This window comes from Achromobacter sp., assembly GCF_036567245.1.
Lineage (GTDB): Bacteria > Pseudomonadota > Gammaproteobacteria > Burkholderiales > Burkholderiaceae_B > Achromobacter.
Genome location: NZ_DATCUY010000558.1, coordinates 1 through 15,882, shown reverse-complemented (window position 1 = coordinate 15,882; position 15,882 = coordinate 1). Strand labels below are relative to the sequence as shown.

The 15,882-nt window shown below is 67.4% G+C and carries 11 protein-coding genes and 2 pseudogenes; 2 read left to right on the top strand and 11 right to left on the bottom strand.

Features of this window, described 5'->3' with window-relative positions; genetic code table 11:
* From dtnK to VIR09_RS23425, 4 genes and pseudogenes are all read right to left on the bottom strand, one after another.
* Nucleotides 1-611 (bottom strand): annotated as a pseudogene (dtnK, locus tag VIR09_RS23440) (D-threonate kinase); the annotation flags it as partial.
* Nucleotides 608-1,633, bottom strand: coding sequence for a 2-keto-3-deoxygluconate permease (locus tag VIR09_RS23435; RefSeq protein WP_332015020.1), 1,026 nt, complete (start codon nucleotides 1,631-1,633; stop codon nucleotides 608-610). The gene VIR09_RS23435 and the pseudogene dtnK, both read right to left, overlap by 4 nt.
* A gap of 147 nt (nucleotides 1,634-1,780) precedes the next feature.
* Nucleotides 1,781-3,907 (bottom strand): TonB-dependent siderophore receptor, encoded by a 2,127-nt coding sequence (locus VIR09_RS23430; RefSeq protein ID WP_414639457.1) that lies wholly within the window; start codon nucleotides 3,905-3,907, stop codon nucleotides 1,781-1,783.
* 242 nt (nucleotides 3,908-4,149) lie between these two features.
* A complete protein-coding gene (locus tag VIR09_RS23425) occupies nucleotides 4,150-4,674 on the bottom strand; it encodes a MarR family winged helix-turn-helix transcriptional regulator (RefSeq protein WP_332015019.1) in 525 nt (174 codons plus the stop codon).
* 166 nt (nucleotides 4,675-4,840) lie between these two features.
* On the opposite strand from VIR09_RS23425, the gene VIR09_RS23420 reads away from it, so the two are divergent.
* Both VIR09_RS23420 and VIR09_RS23415 read left to right on the top strand, forming a co-directional pair.
* Nucleotides 4,841-5,815, top strand: coding sequence for a tripartite tricarboxylate transporter substrate-binding protein (locus tag VIR09_RS23420; RefSeq protein WP_332015018.1), 975 nt, complete (start codon nucleotides 4,841-4,843; stop codon nucleotides 5,813-5,815).
* A 10-nt stretch (nucleotides 5,816-5,825) separates the two neighbouring features.
* Nucleotides 5,826-7,394 (top strand): sulfatase-like hydrolase/transferase, encoded by a 1,569-nt coding sequence (locus tag VIR09_RS23415; RefSeq protein WP_332015017.1) that lies wholly within the window; start codon nucleotides 5,826-5,828, stop codon nucleotides 7,392-7,394.
* Between the two features lie 51 nt (nucleotides 7,395-7,445).
* Here the strand turns inward: VIR09_RS23415 and VIR09_RS23410 are convergent, their stop codons facing one another.
* The 7 genes and pseudogenes from VIR09_RS23410 to VIR09_RS23380 form a co-directional block, all read right to left on the bottom strand.
* Complete coding sequence (locus VIR09_RS23410; protein ID WP_332015016.1) at nucleotides 7,446-9,149, bottom strand: AMP-binding protein; 1,704 nt, start codon at nucleotides 9,147-9,149, stop codon at nucleotides 7,446-7,448.
* A 48-nt stretch (nucleotides 9,150-9,197) separates the two neighbouring features.
* A complete protein-coding gene (locus tag VIR09_RS23405) occupies nucleotides 9,198-9,788 on the bottom strand; it encodes a chalcone isomerase family protein (protein ID WP_332015015.1) in 591 nt (196 codons plus the stop codon).
* Nucleotides 9,752-10,297 (bottom strand): PaaI family thioesterase, encoded by a 546-nt coding sequence (locus VIR09_RS23400; RefSeq protein WP_332015014.1) that lies wholly within the window; start codon nucleotides 10,295-10,297, stop codon nucleotides 9,752-9,754. The genes VIR09_RS23405 and VIR09_RS23400 overlap by 37 nt, the downstream gene beginning before the upstream one ends.
* A 17-nt stretch (nucleotides 10,298-10,314) precedes the next feature.
* Nucleotides 10,315-11,514 (bottom strand): acetyl-CoA C-acyltransferase, encoded by a 1,200-nt coding sequence (locus VIR09_RS23395; RefSeq protein WP_332015013.1) that lies wholly within the window; start codon nucleotides 11,512-11,514, stop codon nucleotides 10,315-10,317.
* A gap of 181 nt (nucleotides 11,515-11,695) precedes the next feature.
* The gene (locus VIR09_RS23390; RefSeq protein WP_332015012.1) at nucleotides 11,696-14,086 is read right to left on the bottom strand and encodes a 3-hydroxyacyl-CoA dehydrogenase/enoyl-CoA hydratase family protein; all 2,391 of its coding nucleotides are present in this window, start codon (nucleotides 14,084-14,086) and stop codon (nucleotides 11,696-11,698) included.
* A 75-nt stretch (nucleotides 14,087-14,161) separates the two neighbouring features.
* Nucleotides 14,162-15,484 carry an OmpP1/FadL family transporter gene (locus VIR09_RS23385; protein ID WP_332015011.1) on the bottom strand — a complete coding sequence of 441 codons (1,323 nt, stop codon included), beginning with the start codon at nucleotides 15,482-15,484 and terminating at the stop codon, nucleotides 14,162-14,164.
* A gap of 77 nt (nucleotides 15,485-15,561) precedes the next feature.
* Nucleotides 15,562-15,882, bottom strand: a pseudogene (locus tag VIR09_RS23380) (enoyl-CoA hydratase); the annotation flags it as partial.

The following is a 15,882-nucleotide window of genomic DNA, read 5'->3' as shown; positions in this document are numbered from 1 at the left end:
ATGGCGCGCGCCAGGCGCTCCAGGTCGGCTTCGCTGGCGGCGTCGACCACCACGGTGTTGCCGGCTGCGCGGATGCGCGCCGCCAGCGCTTGCGGCGTGTCGCCTTCCTGGGCCGCCACATGGGCGCAGCCCAGCAGGGTGGGGATATGGCTCTCGGTCACCGGAGTGACCGGATCGGTGGCCGCCGAGGTCTCGGTGACCGGCTTGCCGTTGACGTAGAGCACGCCTTGTTCGACGGTGCGGCCGGTGGCCGGGAAGGCCGGGCAGATCACCGCCACGGTGTCCGGTCCCCAGGCCTCGCGCGCCGCGTCGATCTCGGCCTTGAAGGCGCCGCGCAAGGTGGAATCCACTTTCTTGTACAGGCGGGTGACGCCGGCCGCGCGCAGGCGCCGCACGTTCTGCCAGACGACTTCTGCCGCGTCGGCGGCCGACAGGGGGCGGCTGTTGGTCGTGACCGCCAGCACTTCCACGCCGACGGCGTCCGGACCCGACAGTGCCTCGTCGGCGCCGCCGATGGACAGGTGCGTATTCCAGCCGGCGCGCACGAACTGCACCGCCGTGTCGCCCGAACCGGTCAGGTCATCGGCGACGATGGCGATGGCGGGATTCAAAGCGCCTCTCCGCGCGCTTCACGCAGGGCGGGCGCGACCGTGGGGTCGGCGTCCTCGGACTTGAGCTCGCCGGCGCGTTTGAGGAAATACGAGGCCAGCATCGGGGCCAGGATCGAACTGATCAGCACGCAGGCGGCGACCTGCGCGGTGGCCGTCGACACGTATTGCTGGAAGTTGGGGTCGGCTGCCGCCACGACCGCGGGAGTGGCGATGGCGTTGCCGGCGGTGGTGCCGGCCGCGAAGCCCAGGCCGCTCTTGCCGCCGCGCTTCAGGATGTAGCGATAGCCCAGGTAGACCAGGCCGCCGGTGATGGGGCTGATGATCAGGCCCAGGATCAGGCCGCTGATGCCGCCCGAAACCACGGCGCCCAGGTTGATGCCGGTGCCCAGTGCGAAGGCGAAGAACGGGATGACGATATTGGGCACGGGCTTGAGCACGTCGCGCCACTTGGGGTCCAGGTTGCCGACCACCACGCCCAGCAGGAACGGCACCAGCGCCGCCACCAGGGCGATCATGGGAATGTCGGCCAGGCCCGAGGCGCCCAGGAACAGCAGGCTGAAGAAGGGGCCGTCATTGACCGCGCTGGCGACGTAGGCGCCGCGGTCGCGGGCGTCGCCGTACTGGCCGGTGTAGGCCAGCCACAGGCCGCCGTTGCTGTTGTCGAAGGCGGCCAGCATCGCCAGGATGGAGACGCCCAGCACGCCGTCCAGGCCGACGTAGCTGCCCAGGATGATGATGAGGGTGGCGGGCACCAGCGTCTTCATCAGCAGGATGGTGCCGGCGGTGGCCAGGATGGGGCCGCCGGTGCGGGTGTTGACCTGGGTGCCGGTGGCGAAGATCAGCAGCGCGATCAGGGGCAGGGCGCTGTTCTTGAACAAGGCCGTGGTGAAGCCGCCGATCGCCAGGGCGTCGGGCGCGAAGGTGCCGATCAGGGAACCCAGGATCAGCGGCACCAGCATCAATCCACCGGGGATTTTCTGCATCGTGCCAAAAAAGGGCGAGCGGGAAGTTTCGGTCGACACTATCGGAGTCTCCAGGACGGTTTTTCTGGGTTGCAGACGTTCGAGCGCGCGTCTGTCAGACGGTTGATCAGGGATGAAAAACCGTAGTGTACACCTGTACGTACAGCATGTACGTACAGGTTCCCGGGCCCGGAGGCGATTCCGATTTTAAAAGCGGTAGGCGCCGCTCAGCATGACGGTGCGGCGCGCGCCGTAGAAGCAGTCGCCGCGGTCCAGGCAGACCACCTCATAAGTGCGGTCCGCGATGTTGTTCACGTTCAGCGCATAGCGCCAGGGGCCGTTGTCGTAGCTGAGCATGGCGTCGAACAGCGTGACAGCCGGGGTTTCCGGAGCGCCGCCGTCGCGGAACGCCGACAGGTAGCGCACGCCTGCGCCCACCGCGAAGCCAGGCTGGCCGGCCAACGCGAAGCGATACTTGCCCCACATGGAGGCCATATGCTTGGGCTGCGCCTCCAGCTGCGGATCGAGATCGGTGTAGATGTAGTTGGCGATCACGTCCACGTCCTTGGTGACGCGGCCGCGCAGCTCCAGTTCGACGCCGCGGGTGCGGGTCTTGCCGGCCTGGATCTGGTTGTTGGGGTTGTTCGGGTCGTTGGTCTGGCGGTTCTTCTCGCGCAGGTCGTACGCGGCCGCGGTGAACTCGATGTCGGCGTCCTTCGGCATGTACTTGATGCCGGCCTCGACCTGCTTGCCACGCATGGGCTTCCAGCGCTGGTTGTAGAAGTCGGCGCCGGCGATGGGCGTGAACGATTCGCTGTAGCTGAGGTAGGGCGACCAGCCGTTGTCCGCCGCGTACATCAGGCCGAAGCGCTTGGTGGTGGCCATGTCGGTTTCGCGGTCCTGGCCTTCGGTGGTGCTGTCGGCGCGGTCGCGGCGGATGCCGGCCAGGAAGATCCAGTTCTTGTCGAACTTGATCTGGTCCTGGGCGTAGAAGCCGATCTGCTGCTGGTTGATCTTGGGGTTGTCCGACAGTTCGTATTCGGGCGCGTTGCCGTACACGGGGTGGTACAGGTTCAGCGGCGAGCCCGCGCCGCCGGCGGTCTTGCTGGTCTCGCGGTAGCGCGAATAGTCCATGCCGAAAATCACCGTGTGTTCGGTGCGGCCCCAGTTCAGCTTGCCTTCCAGGTTCTGGTCGGCCAAGAGCGTGCGCATGCGCGGCTTGTTGACATAGAAAATGCGGTCGACGGTGGTCTGCTCCGGATCGATGTAGGAATCGCCGCGGCGCGCGCCGTAGACGTTGGGATAGAGCGTCTTGTAGTCGACGCTGCTGACCGTGTTGCGGAAGTTCTGCCGCACTTTCCAGGTGTCATTGAACTGGTGCTCGAACAGCCAACCGACGCTGAATTGTTCGGTGTCGTAGGCGTCGAAGCCCGGCTCGCTGGCGAAACGCCGGGTCGGGATGCGGCCGTTGGGATTTTCCTGCACCGAACCGCTCCACGGCAGAAAGGACTGCGTGGTGCCGGCGCGGTCCTTCTGCCAGGTGGCCTGCAGCGTCAGCGAGGTGGCCGCGCTGGGGCGCCAGGTGAGGGATGGCGCCAACATCAGGCGGTCGTCCGGCGCGTACTGCACCTGGGTGTCGCTGTCGCGCCCTACCGCAATGACGCGGTACAGCCACTGGCCGTCCTCGCTGGCCGGGCCCGTGAGGTCGGCCTGGATCTCGCGGCGGTTGTGGTTGCCCAGCACCACGCCGATCTCGCGTTGAGTCTCTTCCAGGGGGCGCTTGCTGACCAGGTTGACGATGCCGCCGGTGCTGCCCTGTCCGTACAGCATGGACGAGGGGCCGCGCAGCACTTCCACGCGCTCCATCGCATAGACCTCGGTGCGCGGATTGTTGAAGCTGAAGTACTGGCGCAGCCCATCCAGGTATTGCACCGGCTCCACGCCGCGGATGCGCACGTAGTCGGCGCGGTTGTCCACGCCATACGCATTGGGGCGCACGCCGGCCGCGTAGTTCATGGCGTCCTGGATGTTCTGCGCGCCCTGATCCACGATCTGTTCGCGGGGAATCACGGTGATGGACTGCGGCGTTTCCGACAAGGGCGTGTCGCTCTTGGTCGCGGTGGCGCTGCGCGTGGCGACATAGCCTTCGACCGGGCTGGTTGCGGTTTCACCGGTGCCGGTGACCTGCACGGCGGGCAGGATGGTGGCGGGTTCGCCCGACTGCGCGGGTTGAGCATGCGCCGCGGCGCCGAGGCAGGCGGTCAGCGCGGCGACGATGGGCAGCAAGGCCTGCGGCCGCGCGCGGCGGGTGGCCGGATGAAAATGGCGTATCAAGAGATTTCCCCAGCGGCCGGAGAACGGCCGATTACTTATAGAAATAGCAACGATAAGTATTATCAATTCAGACTAAATGGGAGACCAGGAAACGGGCCAAACTCAGATGTAAAAAAGCTCTGCAATTTTCGTTTGCAGGTTAAGGGAAGCTGGGAAAGTGCCGTGCTATCAGCAGCTTGCGGTGGTTTTCGCTAGCCACGCGTGGATCGCGAGGCTGTTGGAGGGGCGCGACAGCTCGCGGTTCAGGCGTACCGAGGCCGTCGCGTGCCGCCGTCGCGGCGGCTGGCTTTTTCCGAGACGATGTTGTCTTCGGCCATGCGGCGGCCGCGCTGCTCGATGCGGCCGAGGAAATCGCGCAGCAAGGCGACCTCGTCGTCGCTCAGGTCCTGCACCAGCAGGTCGTTCAGGTGCGAGACCTCGGGCAGCAGGGCGTGGTAGCGGGCGATGCCTTCGGCCGTCGCTTCCACGCGCACCACGCGGCGGTCCGCGCTGTCGTGCAGGCGGCGCAGCCAGCCTTTCTCGCACAGCGCGCCCAGGGTGCGCGAGGTGCGCGTCAGGTCGAGCTTGGCGGCGGCGGCCAGTTCGGCCGAACTCATGATGCCGCCTTCGACAGCACAGGCCAGCACGCGCCATTCGCGGCGCGTGATGCCGAAGCGTCCTTCGCACAGGCGCAGGAACACCGGATTGGATTGCGACCACGCCTGGTACAGCCGGTACATCAGCATGTCGGCAAGCTGGCGTTGGCCGGGTTCGGGGATGTTCGGCATGGCGTCTCCTCCTGGTGGCGTTGCAGTTCGCGCTGCATATCGTTATGGGAAGTCCTGGATTAGATCAACAAATGCAGGCGTTGCTAAATTCAATTTCCCTATTTGGGTATCGGCCATGCAGTGACAACCATAATCGACAGCGGGCCACTGTCTGCAGGAGTGGACCATGCGTAGATTGATATCAGGCATTGCCGCGGCAGTAACACTTGCGGCGGGCGCGCCGCTGGCTGGCGCGCAGCAGGCCCCGCTGGACGGGACGCTGACGGTGGTGGTGGGCTACCCGCCGGGCGGCAGTTCGGACCGCATCGCGCGGCTGGTGGCTGACCGGCTCAAGGACCGGGTCGGCGTGGCCGTGGTGGTCGAGAACAAGACCGGCGCGGGCGGCCGCATCGCGGCGCAAGCCCTGCACGCCGCGCCAGCCGGCCAGAACGTGCTGATGCTGGCGAATCCGGCCGTGATGGTGGTGGCGCCGCTGGTCTACGCCCAACCTGGCTACGACGCGCAGCGCGACTTCAAGCCGGTGTCGCTGGTCAGCCGCTACAAGTTCGCGCTGGCGGTGGCAGCAAATTCGCCGATCCAGGATCTGGCCGGCCTGCGGCAGTGGCTGAAGGCGAACCCCAAGCAGTTCGCCGTGGGCGTGCCGGCCACCGGCAGCCTGCCGCACTTCTTCGCGCTGATGCTGGGCCGCGAACTGGGACAGGAGCCGGAAGTGGTCGGCTACCGGGGATCCGCGCCGCTGATTTCAGAACTGATAGGCGGCATCCTGCCGCAAGGCATAGACACGCTGGATACCCTGCTGCCGCAGCACCGCGCCGGCAAGATCCACATCCTCGCCGTGTCTGGCGAAGCGCGCGATGCCGAGCTGAAGGACGTGCCCACCTTCAAGGAAGGCGGGGTGAACCTGGCGGCCGACGGCTGGAACGCGTTCTTCGCGCCGGCGGCGATGCCGCAGGCCAAGGCCGACAGGCTGGGCGCGGACATCGCGGCGGTGCTGCGCGAACCCGCCATGCAGGAAGCCGTGCGCGCCGCGTACCTGGATCCGGTGTCGCTGGATGCGCCCGGCACGGCCGACGCCTTGGCCGCCTACCGCAGGCAATGGGAGCCCGTGGTGCGCGAGTCAGGCTTCACGGCCACGCAATAGGAGGACGGCGATGAGCGATGTGCAGAACGTGTTGTTCATCATGGCCGACCAGCTGCGGGCGGATCACCTGAGCTGTTATGGCCATCCCTATCTGCGGACGCCCAGCCTGGATGCGCTGGCGGCGCGCGGCGCGCGCTTCGACCGCGCCTTCGTGAACTCGGGCGTATGCGGACCGTCGCGCATGAGCTACTACACCGGCCGCTATCCCTCGCGCCACGGCGCCACCTGGAACCGCGTGCCGCTGTCGGTCAACGAGATCACGCTGGGCGAATACCTGGCGGGGCAAGGCCGCGAACTGGCGCTGGCAGGCAAGACCCACATCATCCCCGACAAGGCCGGCATGGAGCGGCTGGCCATCGATGGCAGCTCCGAACTGGGCGTACTGCTCAGCCGTGGCGGCTTCGCCGAACTGGACCGCTACGACGGCCACCACACGCCGGGCGATGAAAGCGGCTATCCGGCCTTTCTGCGGCGCCACGGCTACGACAGCGCCGACCCCTGGACCGACTACGTGATCGCCGCGGTGGATGCAGGCGGCCAGGTGGTCAGCGGCTGGAACATGCGCAACGCGCATCTGCCCGCACGCGTGGCCGAGCCGCATTCCGAGACCGCCTACATGACGGACCAGGCACTGGACTTCATGAAGCGGCGCGGCAGCCAGCCCTGGGTGCTGCACCTGAGCTACGTGAAGCCGCATTGGCCCTACATGGCGCCGGACCCCTATCACAAGCTCTACACCCCGGATCAATGCCTGCCGGTGCGGCGCAATCGCGAAGAGCTGGAGACCGCGCACCCGGTGGTGGCGGCCTACCGGCAGCAGGAAGAGAGCGTCAGCTTTTCCACCGACGAGTGCGTGCGCGTGGTGCGTCCGGCCTACCAGGGCTTGATCCGGCAGCTGGACGATCATCTGGGCCGGCTGTTCGACTACATGGAAGGCGCGGGCCTGATGAAGAACACGCTCATCGTGTTCACCGCGGACCACGGCGACTTCCTCGGCGATCACTGGCTGGGCGAAAAAGAGCTGTTCTACGACACCGTGCAGCGCGTGCCCTTCATCGTCATGGATCCCTCGGCCGCAGCCGACGCCACGCGCGGCCGCGCGCTGGATGACATGGTGGAAAGCGTGGACCTGGTGCCCACGGTGCTGCGCGCGCTGGGCACGCCCGGGCCCGGCCATCGGCTGGAGGGCCGCGAACTGCAGACCTTGCTGCATGGGCGGGACGCCGCCACGCCGTGGCGCGACTGCGTGTACTCGGAGCTGGACTACAGCTTCCGCCAGGCTCGCGTCCTTTGCGGCAAGACGCCGCAGAACGCGCGCGCCTGGTCGGTCCGCACGGACCGCTGGCGCTACGTGTACTGGCTGGACGAGCGCGAGCAGCTGTTCGACCTGCACGCCGATCCTGATGAGTACCAGGATCTGGGCGCGAGCAGCGCGCATGCGGAAGCGCGCCTGGCGTTGCGCCAGCGTCTGCTGGAATGGATGCTGCGCGGCAAGCGCCGCACCACCATCAGCGACAAGGCCGTGGAAAAGGGCACCAACGCCCACAAGCGGGCGGGGGTGTACTTTGGGCAGTGGTAGTTCGGTCAGCGACGGAACCCATCGGCTCGCGTTCGAGGCGAGCCGGTGGGTTCAAGCCTGGCCCGGCTGCCGGACGGGCGCCGATGCGGCTTTCTGCGCCGCCGGCTTGAGTTCGCGGCGCAGGATCTTGCCGACGTTGGTGCGCGGCAAGTCATCGCGGAACTCGATGTAGCGCGGCACCTTGTAACCCGTCAGCTGCTTGCGGCAATGCGCGATCAGGGTCTCGGCATCCAGTGCGGGATCCTTGCGGATCACGTACAGCTTGACGGCCTCGCCCGAGCGCTCGTCGGGCACGCCCACCGCCGCCACTTCGCGCACGCCGGGATGCAGCGCGGCCACGTCCTCGACCTCGTTGGGATAGACGTTGAAGCCGGACACCAGAATCATGTCCTTCTTGCGGTCCACCAGGAACACGTAGCCCTTCTCGTCCACGTAGCCGACGTCGCCGGTGCGCAGGAATCCGTCCGCGTACAGGACCAGCGCAGTTTCGTCGGGCCGTTGCCAGTAGCCCTGCGTGACCTGCGGGCCGCGCACGCAGATTTCGCCGGTCTCGCCTATGCCCAGTTCCGTGCCGGCATCGTCGCGGATGGAGATTTCGGTGGACGGTACGGGCAGGCCGATCGATCCGGTGAATTCCTGCACGTCCAGCGGATTGATCGTGACTGCGGGCGAGGTTTCGGTCAGGCCGTAGGCCTGCGCCAGCGAGCGGCCGGTGACGGCGCGCCAGCGGTCGGCCACGGAGCGCTGCACCGCCATGCCGCCGCCCATCGTGAGGCGCAGCCGCGAAAAATCCAGGCGCGCAAAGTCCGGATTGTTGAGCAGGGCGTTGAACAGCGTGTTCACGCCCGTGAAGGCCGAGAACGGCACCTTGCGCATTTCCTTGACCAGCCCGGGGATGTCGCGCGGGTTGATGATGAGCAGGTTGCTGGCGCCGATCTTCATGAAGGTCAGGCAGTTCGCCGTCAGCGCGAAGATGTGATACAGCGGCAAGGCCGTCACGATGCATTCCTCGCCTTCGGTCACCAGCGGCCTGACCCAGGCATGGGCCTGGCTCAGGTTGGCCACCAGATTGCCGTGCGTGAGCATGGCCGCCTTGGCTACGCCGGTGGTGCCGCCGGTGTATTGCAGGCAGGCCAGATCGCGCTGGTCCAACGCCACCTCCGTGAAAGGCGCGGCGGCTCCGGCGCGCAGCGCATCGCCCAGCCGGATGGCGTCGGGCAGGGACCACGCGGGCACCATGCGCTTGACGCGGCGGACCACGAAATCCACCAGGCGCCCCTTGAGCGGCCCCAGCAGCTCGCCGATGGACGTCACCACCACGCGCTCTATCGCGCTCCCGTCCAGGGCCTTTTGCACGGTGGCAGCGAAGTTGTCCGCCACTACGATGAGGCGGGCGCCCGAGTCGGCCAGCTGGTGCTGGAGCTCATGCGGGGTATAGAGCGGATTGCAGTTGACCACCACGCAGCCGGCGCGCAGGGCGCCGAACAGGCACACGGGGTACTGCAGCAGGTTGGGCATCATCAGCGCGACGCGGTCGCCGCGGCCCAGGCCGTTGGCGTGCAGCCAGGCCGCGAAGTCGCGCGTCAGCCGGTCCAGCTCGGCATAGCTGAGCGACTTGCCCATGCTGATGTACGAGGTCTTGCCGGCATAGCGCCGGCAGCTCTCGCGTACGACCGACACCAACGTCGTCACGCCGTCCATCTCGATCTCCGCGGGCACGCCAGCGGGATAGCTTTTCTGCCAGATTCGTTCCATTTACCGGGTTTCCGTCTAGGGCCTGTACTGCAGAATGAGCCTGGGGCTCTAGCCGCCCAGCAGGGCTTTTTTCAGGGAGGCTTGCGCGGGCTTTTCGCCCAGCCAGACCCGCAGCAGGGCGCGCGCGAACGCGGGGCTGTCGATGCGGCCGCGCAGTTTGCCGTTATCGGCGACTGCAACGCCACGGGCGTCGAAATCCAGGTCGACCACGTCGCCTTCGCGCACCGAGCCGATTTCCGCCATCAGGGCGGACAGGCGGCCGGCCGGCGCTTTCAGCTCGGCCAGTTCCTGTGCGGACGTATTGTCGCGCAATCCGTCCTGCAGGGCTTCGTCCAGGCTTTTGCTGTCCACGTCGCGCAGCAGCCGCAAGCGCATGCGGCGCGGTTCATCGCTGTTGACCAGCGCGGCCGCATCGCTGCTTTTCGCGGTGGCGTACAGCGCGGCCACGTAGACTTTGACGACGAACTTGGTGCGCACGCCGGCGCCATTCAGCACCAGCGCGCGGCCGCCTTCAGACAGGCTGTCCGGCACGCGCACGCCGGCGACTTCCACGTCGGCGGCTTGGGCGGGGGCGCCGGCCAGGCAGGCGGCAAACATGAGGCTCAGGGCGACGGTTCGCCCTCCGGGGATACGGCGCATGTGTCTCCTCCAGTGTTCTTTTGCTTGTAGAACTTCTTGTCTGCGATATAGATCGTGCGTTCCACGACGGCGTAAACCACGCCGTCGCGGTCCTTGAGTTCCACCGTATAGGTCCGGGTGGTTTCATGGTCGCGCGCCAGGATCGCGCGGATTTCCGCGATTTCGCCGGGCGCGAGCCGGAAGTCCACGTACAGCGTGGCGTATGCCGGCTTGCGGTACCGGATGGAGGCGGCCTTGTCCCACACGATGTGGTCCGCGCCCAGCGCGGACATCAGCATCGTGGGGTGGGCGCCGTCGGTCACGGCGAACAGCGAACCGCCGTACATCGAGCCTACGATATTGCGGGTGCGCCGCAGCAACGGCAGCTTGATGCGGATATGGTGGAAGTCCGCGGACACATGCACCACTTTGCCGCCGGTGGCGCGGAACGCCGGATGCAGGTTGAATCCCACCCGCATCAGGCGCGCCCGCCATGTTGGCGACAGGTTCTTGAACCAATAGGGCTTCATGCTCCGCGCCGCTCCGCCTACATCGCCTCGAACAGGCCGGCCGCGCCCATGCCGGTGCCGATGCACATGGTCACCAGCCCGTACTTGCCGCTCGTGCGGCGCAGGCCGTGGGTAATGGTGGCGGTGCGGATCGCGCCCGTGGCGCCCAGCGGGTGGCCCAGCGCGATCGCACCGCCCAGCGGGTTGACCTTGGCCGGATCGAGCTTCAGTTCGCGGATGACGGCCAGGGACTGGGCGGCGAAGGCTTCGTTCAGTTCGATCCAGTCCAGCGCGTCCTGGCCGATGCCGGCGCGTTGCAGCACCTTGGGGATCGCTGCCACGGGGCCGATGCCCATGACCTCGGGCGGCACGCCGGCGACGGCGAAGCCGGCAAAGCGCGCCAGCGGGCTGAGGTTGAACTCGCGCAGGATGCGGTCGGACACCAGGATCACGGCGGCGGATCCGTCGGACATCTGCGAGCTGTTGCCGGCGGTGACGCTGCCGCGCGCGGCGAATACAGGCTTCAACCGGGCCAGCGCCGCGGCGCTGCTGTCCGGGCGTGGACCCTCGTCCACCTCGACCAGGCGGCGCGTGACGCGCACCGTGCCGCTGGCGTCGCCAGGTTGGCGCGACACGGTTTCATAGGGCGTGATCTCGGCGCGGAAATGGCCGGCGGCGATGGCCGCGCAGGCCTTCTGGTGCGAGGCCAGGGCGAAGGCGTCCTGGTCCTCGCGCGAGACCTTCCAGCGCTCGGCGACCTTCTCGCCAGTCAGGCCCATGCCGAAGGCCATGCCGATGTTTTCCTGGTGCTCGAAGATAGCCGGGTTCATCGACACCTTGTTGCCCATGATCTGCGGCATGGCGCTCATGGATTCGGTGCCTGCGCCTATCATGATGTCGGCTTCGCCGGTGCGGATGCGGGCCGCGGCGTCTGCCACCGCCTGCAGGCCGGAGGCGCAGAAGCGGTTCACGGTGACGCCGGCCACGCTTTGCGGCAGGCCGGCGAGCAACAGGCCAATGCGGGCCACGTTCATGCCCTGTTCGGCCTCGGGCATGGCGCAGCCGGCGATGACGTCGTCGATGCGCGCGGCGTCCAGGCCCGGGACCTGCGCCAGCGCGCCATTGAGCGCGGCGGCCAGCATGTCGTCGGGGCGGGTGGTGATGTAGGCGCCGTTGCGCTTGCCCACCGGCAGGCGCGTGGCGGCGACGATGTAGGCGTCTTGAATCTGCTTGCTCATAGTGGTTCCTTGTGTGTCCATGGCACTGCCCCCTGCACTCCACTGCTTTTCCTCAGTGGGGCCGCGCGGATCCGGCTCCGCCGGTCCGCAGCCGGCGCCGCCTAGGCGGGCCCCCCTAGGCGGGCCCCCCTAGGCGGGCCCCCCTTGAGGGGGAAGCGCCGAAGGCGCTGCGGGGGTGGGCTCAGTTCCTCAGGGGCTTGCCGGTGTCCAGGGTGTGGCGGATGCGGGCCTGCGTTTCAGGCGTGCGCAGCAGCGCCACGAATTCCTTGCGCTCCACGGCCAGCAGCCATTCCTCGTCCACCTTGGCGCCGGTTTCGACCTCGCCGCCGCACAGGGCGACGGCGGCGCTGCGGGCCACGCGGTAGTCATGGGCGCTGATCATGCCGCCTTCGCGCATGTTGACCAGCACCATTTCGAAGTTGGCGATGCCGTTGCGGCCGGCGACGGGAATGTCGCGCAGGCGGGGTGGCGGCGTGTAGCCGGCCTCGGCTGCGGCGCGGGCCTGGCCGATGGCGACGTACAGCAGCTCGTCCGGATGGAACACGACGATGTCGTGCTCGCGGGCGAAGCCCGTGGCGATGGCTTCCAGCGCGCTCTTGGCGACCTGCGCCATGGCGATGGTCTGGAACACCGGCTGAAGGTAGGGGAAGACCTCGCCCGGTGTGGCGGTCGTGGCCGCCAGGGCGGCGGCGCGGCCGGCGAATTCCTTGCTGCCGCCGCCGGCCGGAATCAACCCGACGCCGGCTTCCACCAGCCCGACATAGCTTTCCAGCGCCAGCACCCGGTGCGAGGCATGCATCAGGAATTCGCAGCCGCCGCCCAGCGCCATGCCCTGCACGGCCGCCACGGTGGGAATCTGCGCGTACTTGAACGACTGCGAGGTGCGCTGGAATTTCTCGACCGTGGTTTGCAGCATGTCCCACTGGCCGGCGGCGCAGGCCTCGGCGACCTGCTGCAGGTTGGCGCCCACGGCAAAGGGCGCGTCATGCCAGATGACCAGGCCGTCGTAATCGCGCTCGGCGCGCGCCACCGCCTGCAGGATGCCTTCGAGCACTTCCGCGCCCAGGGTGTGGTTCTTCGAGGTGACGGACAGGATGGCCACGCCGGCGTCGACCTGCGGCAGGTTCCACAGGCGTACGCCTTCGTTTTCCCAGATGGTGACGCCACGTTCGCTGACGCCTTCGCCGACCACGCGCTCCGGGAACAACTGGCGGCGGTACACCGGCAGCGTCGAGCGCGGGCGCAGTTGGCCGGTGCGTGCGGAATAGGAGCCCTGCGGCGCATGCACGCCCTGGCGGTCCGGTTCCAGCGCCCAGGCCGGCAGGGGCGCGTCGCTCATGGCCTGGCCGGCGGCGATGTCCTCGGCCACGGCGGCGGCGATGGCCTGCCAGCCTACCGCCTGCCAGGTTTCGAACGGACCTTGGGCCCAGCCGAAGCCCCAGCGCATGGCCAGGTCCAGGTCGCGCGCATTGTCGGCAACGTGTTCGAGCTGTACGGCGCTGTAATGGAAGATGTCGCGGAACAGGCTCCACAGGAACTGGGCCTGGGGGTGGCTGCTGGCGCGCAACGCGGCGAAGCGCTTGGCCGGGTCGCGTTCCTTCAGCAGGGCGGCGACTTCGTCGGCCAGCTTGCCGGCGCCGGGCGCGTAGTCCTGCGCCTTCAGGTCCAGGACCTGGATCTCCTTGCCCTGCTTGCGGTAGACGCCGGCGCCGCTCTTCTGGCCCAGCGCGCCCTTGGCGATCAAGGCCGAGAGCCACTCAGGCAGCTTGAAATAGCGGTGCCAGGGATCGTCCGGCAGATTCTTTTCCATGGTGCCGACCACGTGGGCCAGCGTGTCCAGGCCGACCACGTCGGCGGTGCGGTAGGTGGCGCTCTTGGGGCGGCCGATCTTCGGCCCGGTCAGCGCGTCGACCTCGTCGAACGCCAGGCCGAGGCGGGCCGTGTGGTGCATGGCTGCCAGGATCGAAAACACGCCGATGCGGTTGGCCACGAAGTTGGGCGTGTCCAGCGCGCGGATCACGCCCTTGCCGAGGGTCGAGGTCAGCCAGGTTTCAAGCTGGTCGAGCACCGCGGGCTGGGTGTGCGTAGTGGCGATGATCTCCACCAGCCGCATGTAGCGGGGCGGATTGAAAAAGTGGATGCCGCAAAAGCGCTCGCGCAGGCTGGTCGGCAGGGCGTTGGCTAGCGCGTCGATCGACAGGCCCGAGGTGTTGGAGGCAATGATGGCGCCCGGAGCGACGTGCGGCGCGATGCGCTCGTACAGCGCGGTCTTCCAGTCCATGCGTTCGGCGATGGCCTCGATGACCAGGTCGCAGCCGCGCAGCCGTTCCAGGTCGTCGTCGTAGTTGGCGGGCGTGATGTACGCCAGGCGCGCCGCGCCGGCCAGCGGCGCGGGCTCCAGCTTCTTCAAGCCAGCGATCGCCTTCTTGACCGTGCCGTTGCGGTCGCCTTCGGGGGCGGCCAGGTCGAACAGCGTGACGGGCACACCGGCATTGGCCAGATGGGCGGCGATCTGCGCGCCCATGACGCCGGCCCCCAGGACGGCGACGTGTTTGACGACGAACTTGCTCAAGGCAGTCTCCTGAAAAAAAAAGCGGATGGCGGAGCGGTCCGGACCGGGCCGGGCCGGGCCGCCATCCGGGGCGGGCTAGAAGCGGGACGACAGCTGTATGCCCAGGATGTGGGCATTGCTGTCATAGGTGCCCGCGACGCGGCCCTTGGTCAGCTGGTTGCCGGACGTCGTATCGATGTCCGTCTTGCGCAGGTAAAGGTAGGTATAGCCTACGTCGAGCGTGGTGTCCTTGGTGGCTTGCCACTGCACGCCGGTCGAGAGCCAGTAGCGGTCGTTGTCCGGCAGCGAGGTCGGACGGTCGGCTTCCTTGTGCACGGGCGACTGGTCGAAGGCGACGCCGAACTTCCACTTCCAGTTGGGCGCGAACTTGTAGTTGGCGCCCAGGGCGACGCGCCAGCTGTCGCGGAAGTTCAGCGGCAGGTCGTCGTCGCGCGCGCCGGCGCCGGAGTTGCGGATCTTCAGGTCCGGGATGCTGCTCCAGCCCGTCCACGAGACGTCGCCCAGCAGTTCCCAGCGTTCGTTCAGCTGATGAGCCGCGCTCAGGATCAGGGTGTCGGGCAGGGTCACGGAGGCCTTGGCGTCGAACGAGATCGAGTTGCCGCGCGGATAGATGTTGTCGATATCCGTGTCGCCCTTGGCCGTGTGCTTGATCTTCGAGCGGTAGGACAGGCCGATGCGGGTATCTTCCGTGGGTTGCAGCATGAAGCCCACGTTCCAGCCCCAGGCGTCGCCCTTGAGGTTCAGGTCGGCGTCGCCGGTGGTGCCCAGCGGCATGCCGGGAACGGGCAGCACGGTCTTCTTCTTGTAATTGGCGTCGATGTGCTGCCAGTTCACGCCGAAGCCCATGGAGAACTTCTCGTTGACCTTGTACGCGATCGAGGGGTTGACGTTGATCGTCTTGATCTCGAATTTGTTGGAGTGGTACTGGCCCACCCAGCCGTCGTCGTATTCGGTCATCAGGCCGAAGGGCGCGCCCACGCCCAGGCCCAGGTACCACTGCTCGTTCAACTGCCAGGAGGCGTACATATTGGGCACTACGCCCAGGTTGCCGGCGTCGCCGCCGTTGCCGCCGGTCGGGCGCGAACCGCCCAGGCCGGTGCCCGGCAGGCCGGGAATGCTGGGGTTGCGGCTGTCGCCGTTGTCGGAAAACTTGAACGACGGCTTGATCAGGTTGACGCCGCCGGACACGTTGAAGCCGGGCAGGTAGGTCATGCCGGCCGGGTTGTAATAGATGATGCTGGCGTTCTCCGGATTCGCCGCAGAGCCCGCATAGGCGTTGCCCAGGCCGCTGGCGTTCTGCTCCAGGAGCTGAAAGCCGGCCGAGTGCGTTGCCGTGGTCGCGCCCAGGCCGACCACGAGGGCCGACAAGGTGCTCAGGGACAATGAACGTCTGCTCATGGTACTGCCTCCTCGTGATGGATAGATGTCTCTATGGCACTGCCGGTCTTGTGGTTCCGGTTTAGGGTGTATGGGTCCTAATCGGCCTCAGCCGGTCTTATATTGCGCAACGCGTTGCTACTCTGGTAATGCAAGGGTCCGCCCGTGAATGGCGCGAACCCCGTTCCGAAAATCACGCCCGCGTCGGCCAGGTCGGCGTCGGCGACGATGCCCGCATCCACGCGCTGGCGCGTGGCGTCTATCAGCGGCTGGATCAGGCGCTGCGCCAGTCCAGCGGGCGCGCCCGCTGGACTGCTGCCCTTGACCGGCTTGCCGTCGCGCCAGGCGTAGAAGCCGCGGCCGCTCTTCTTGCCCAGGTCGCCGCGGGCCAGGCGCTCGGCCAGGCAGCGCGGTGGTTC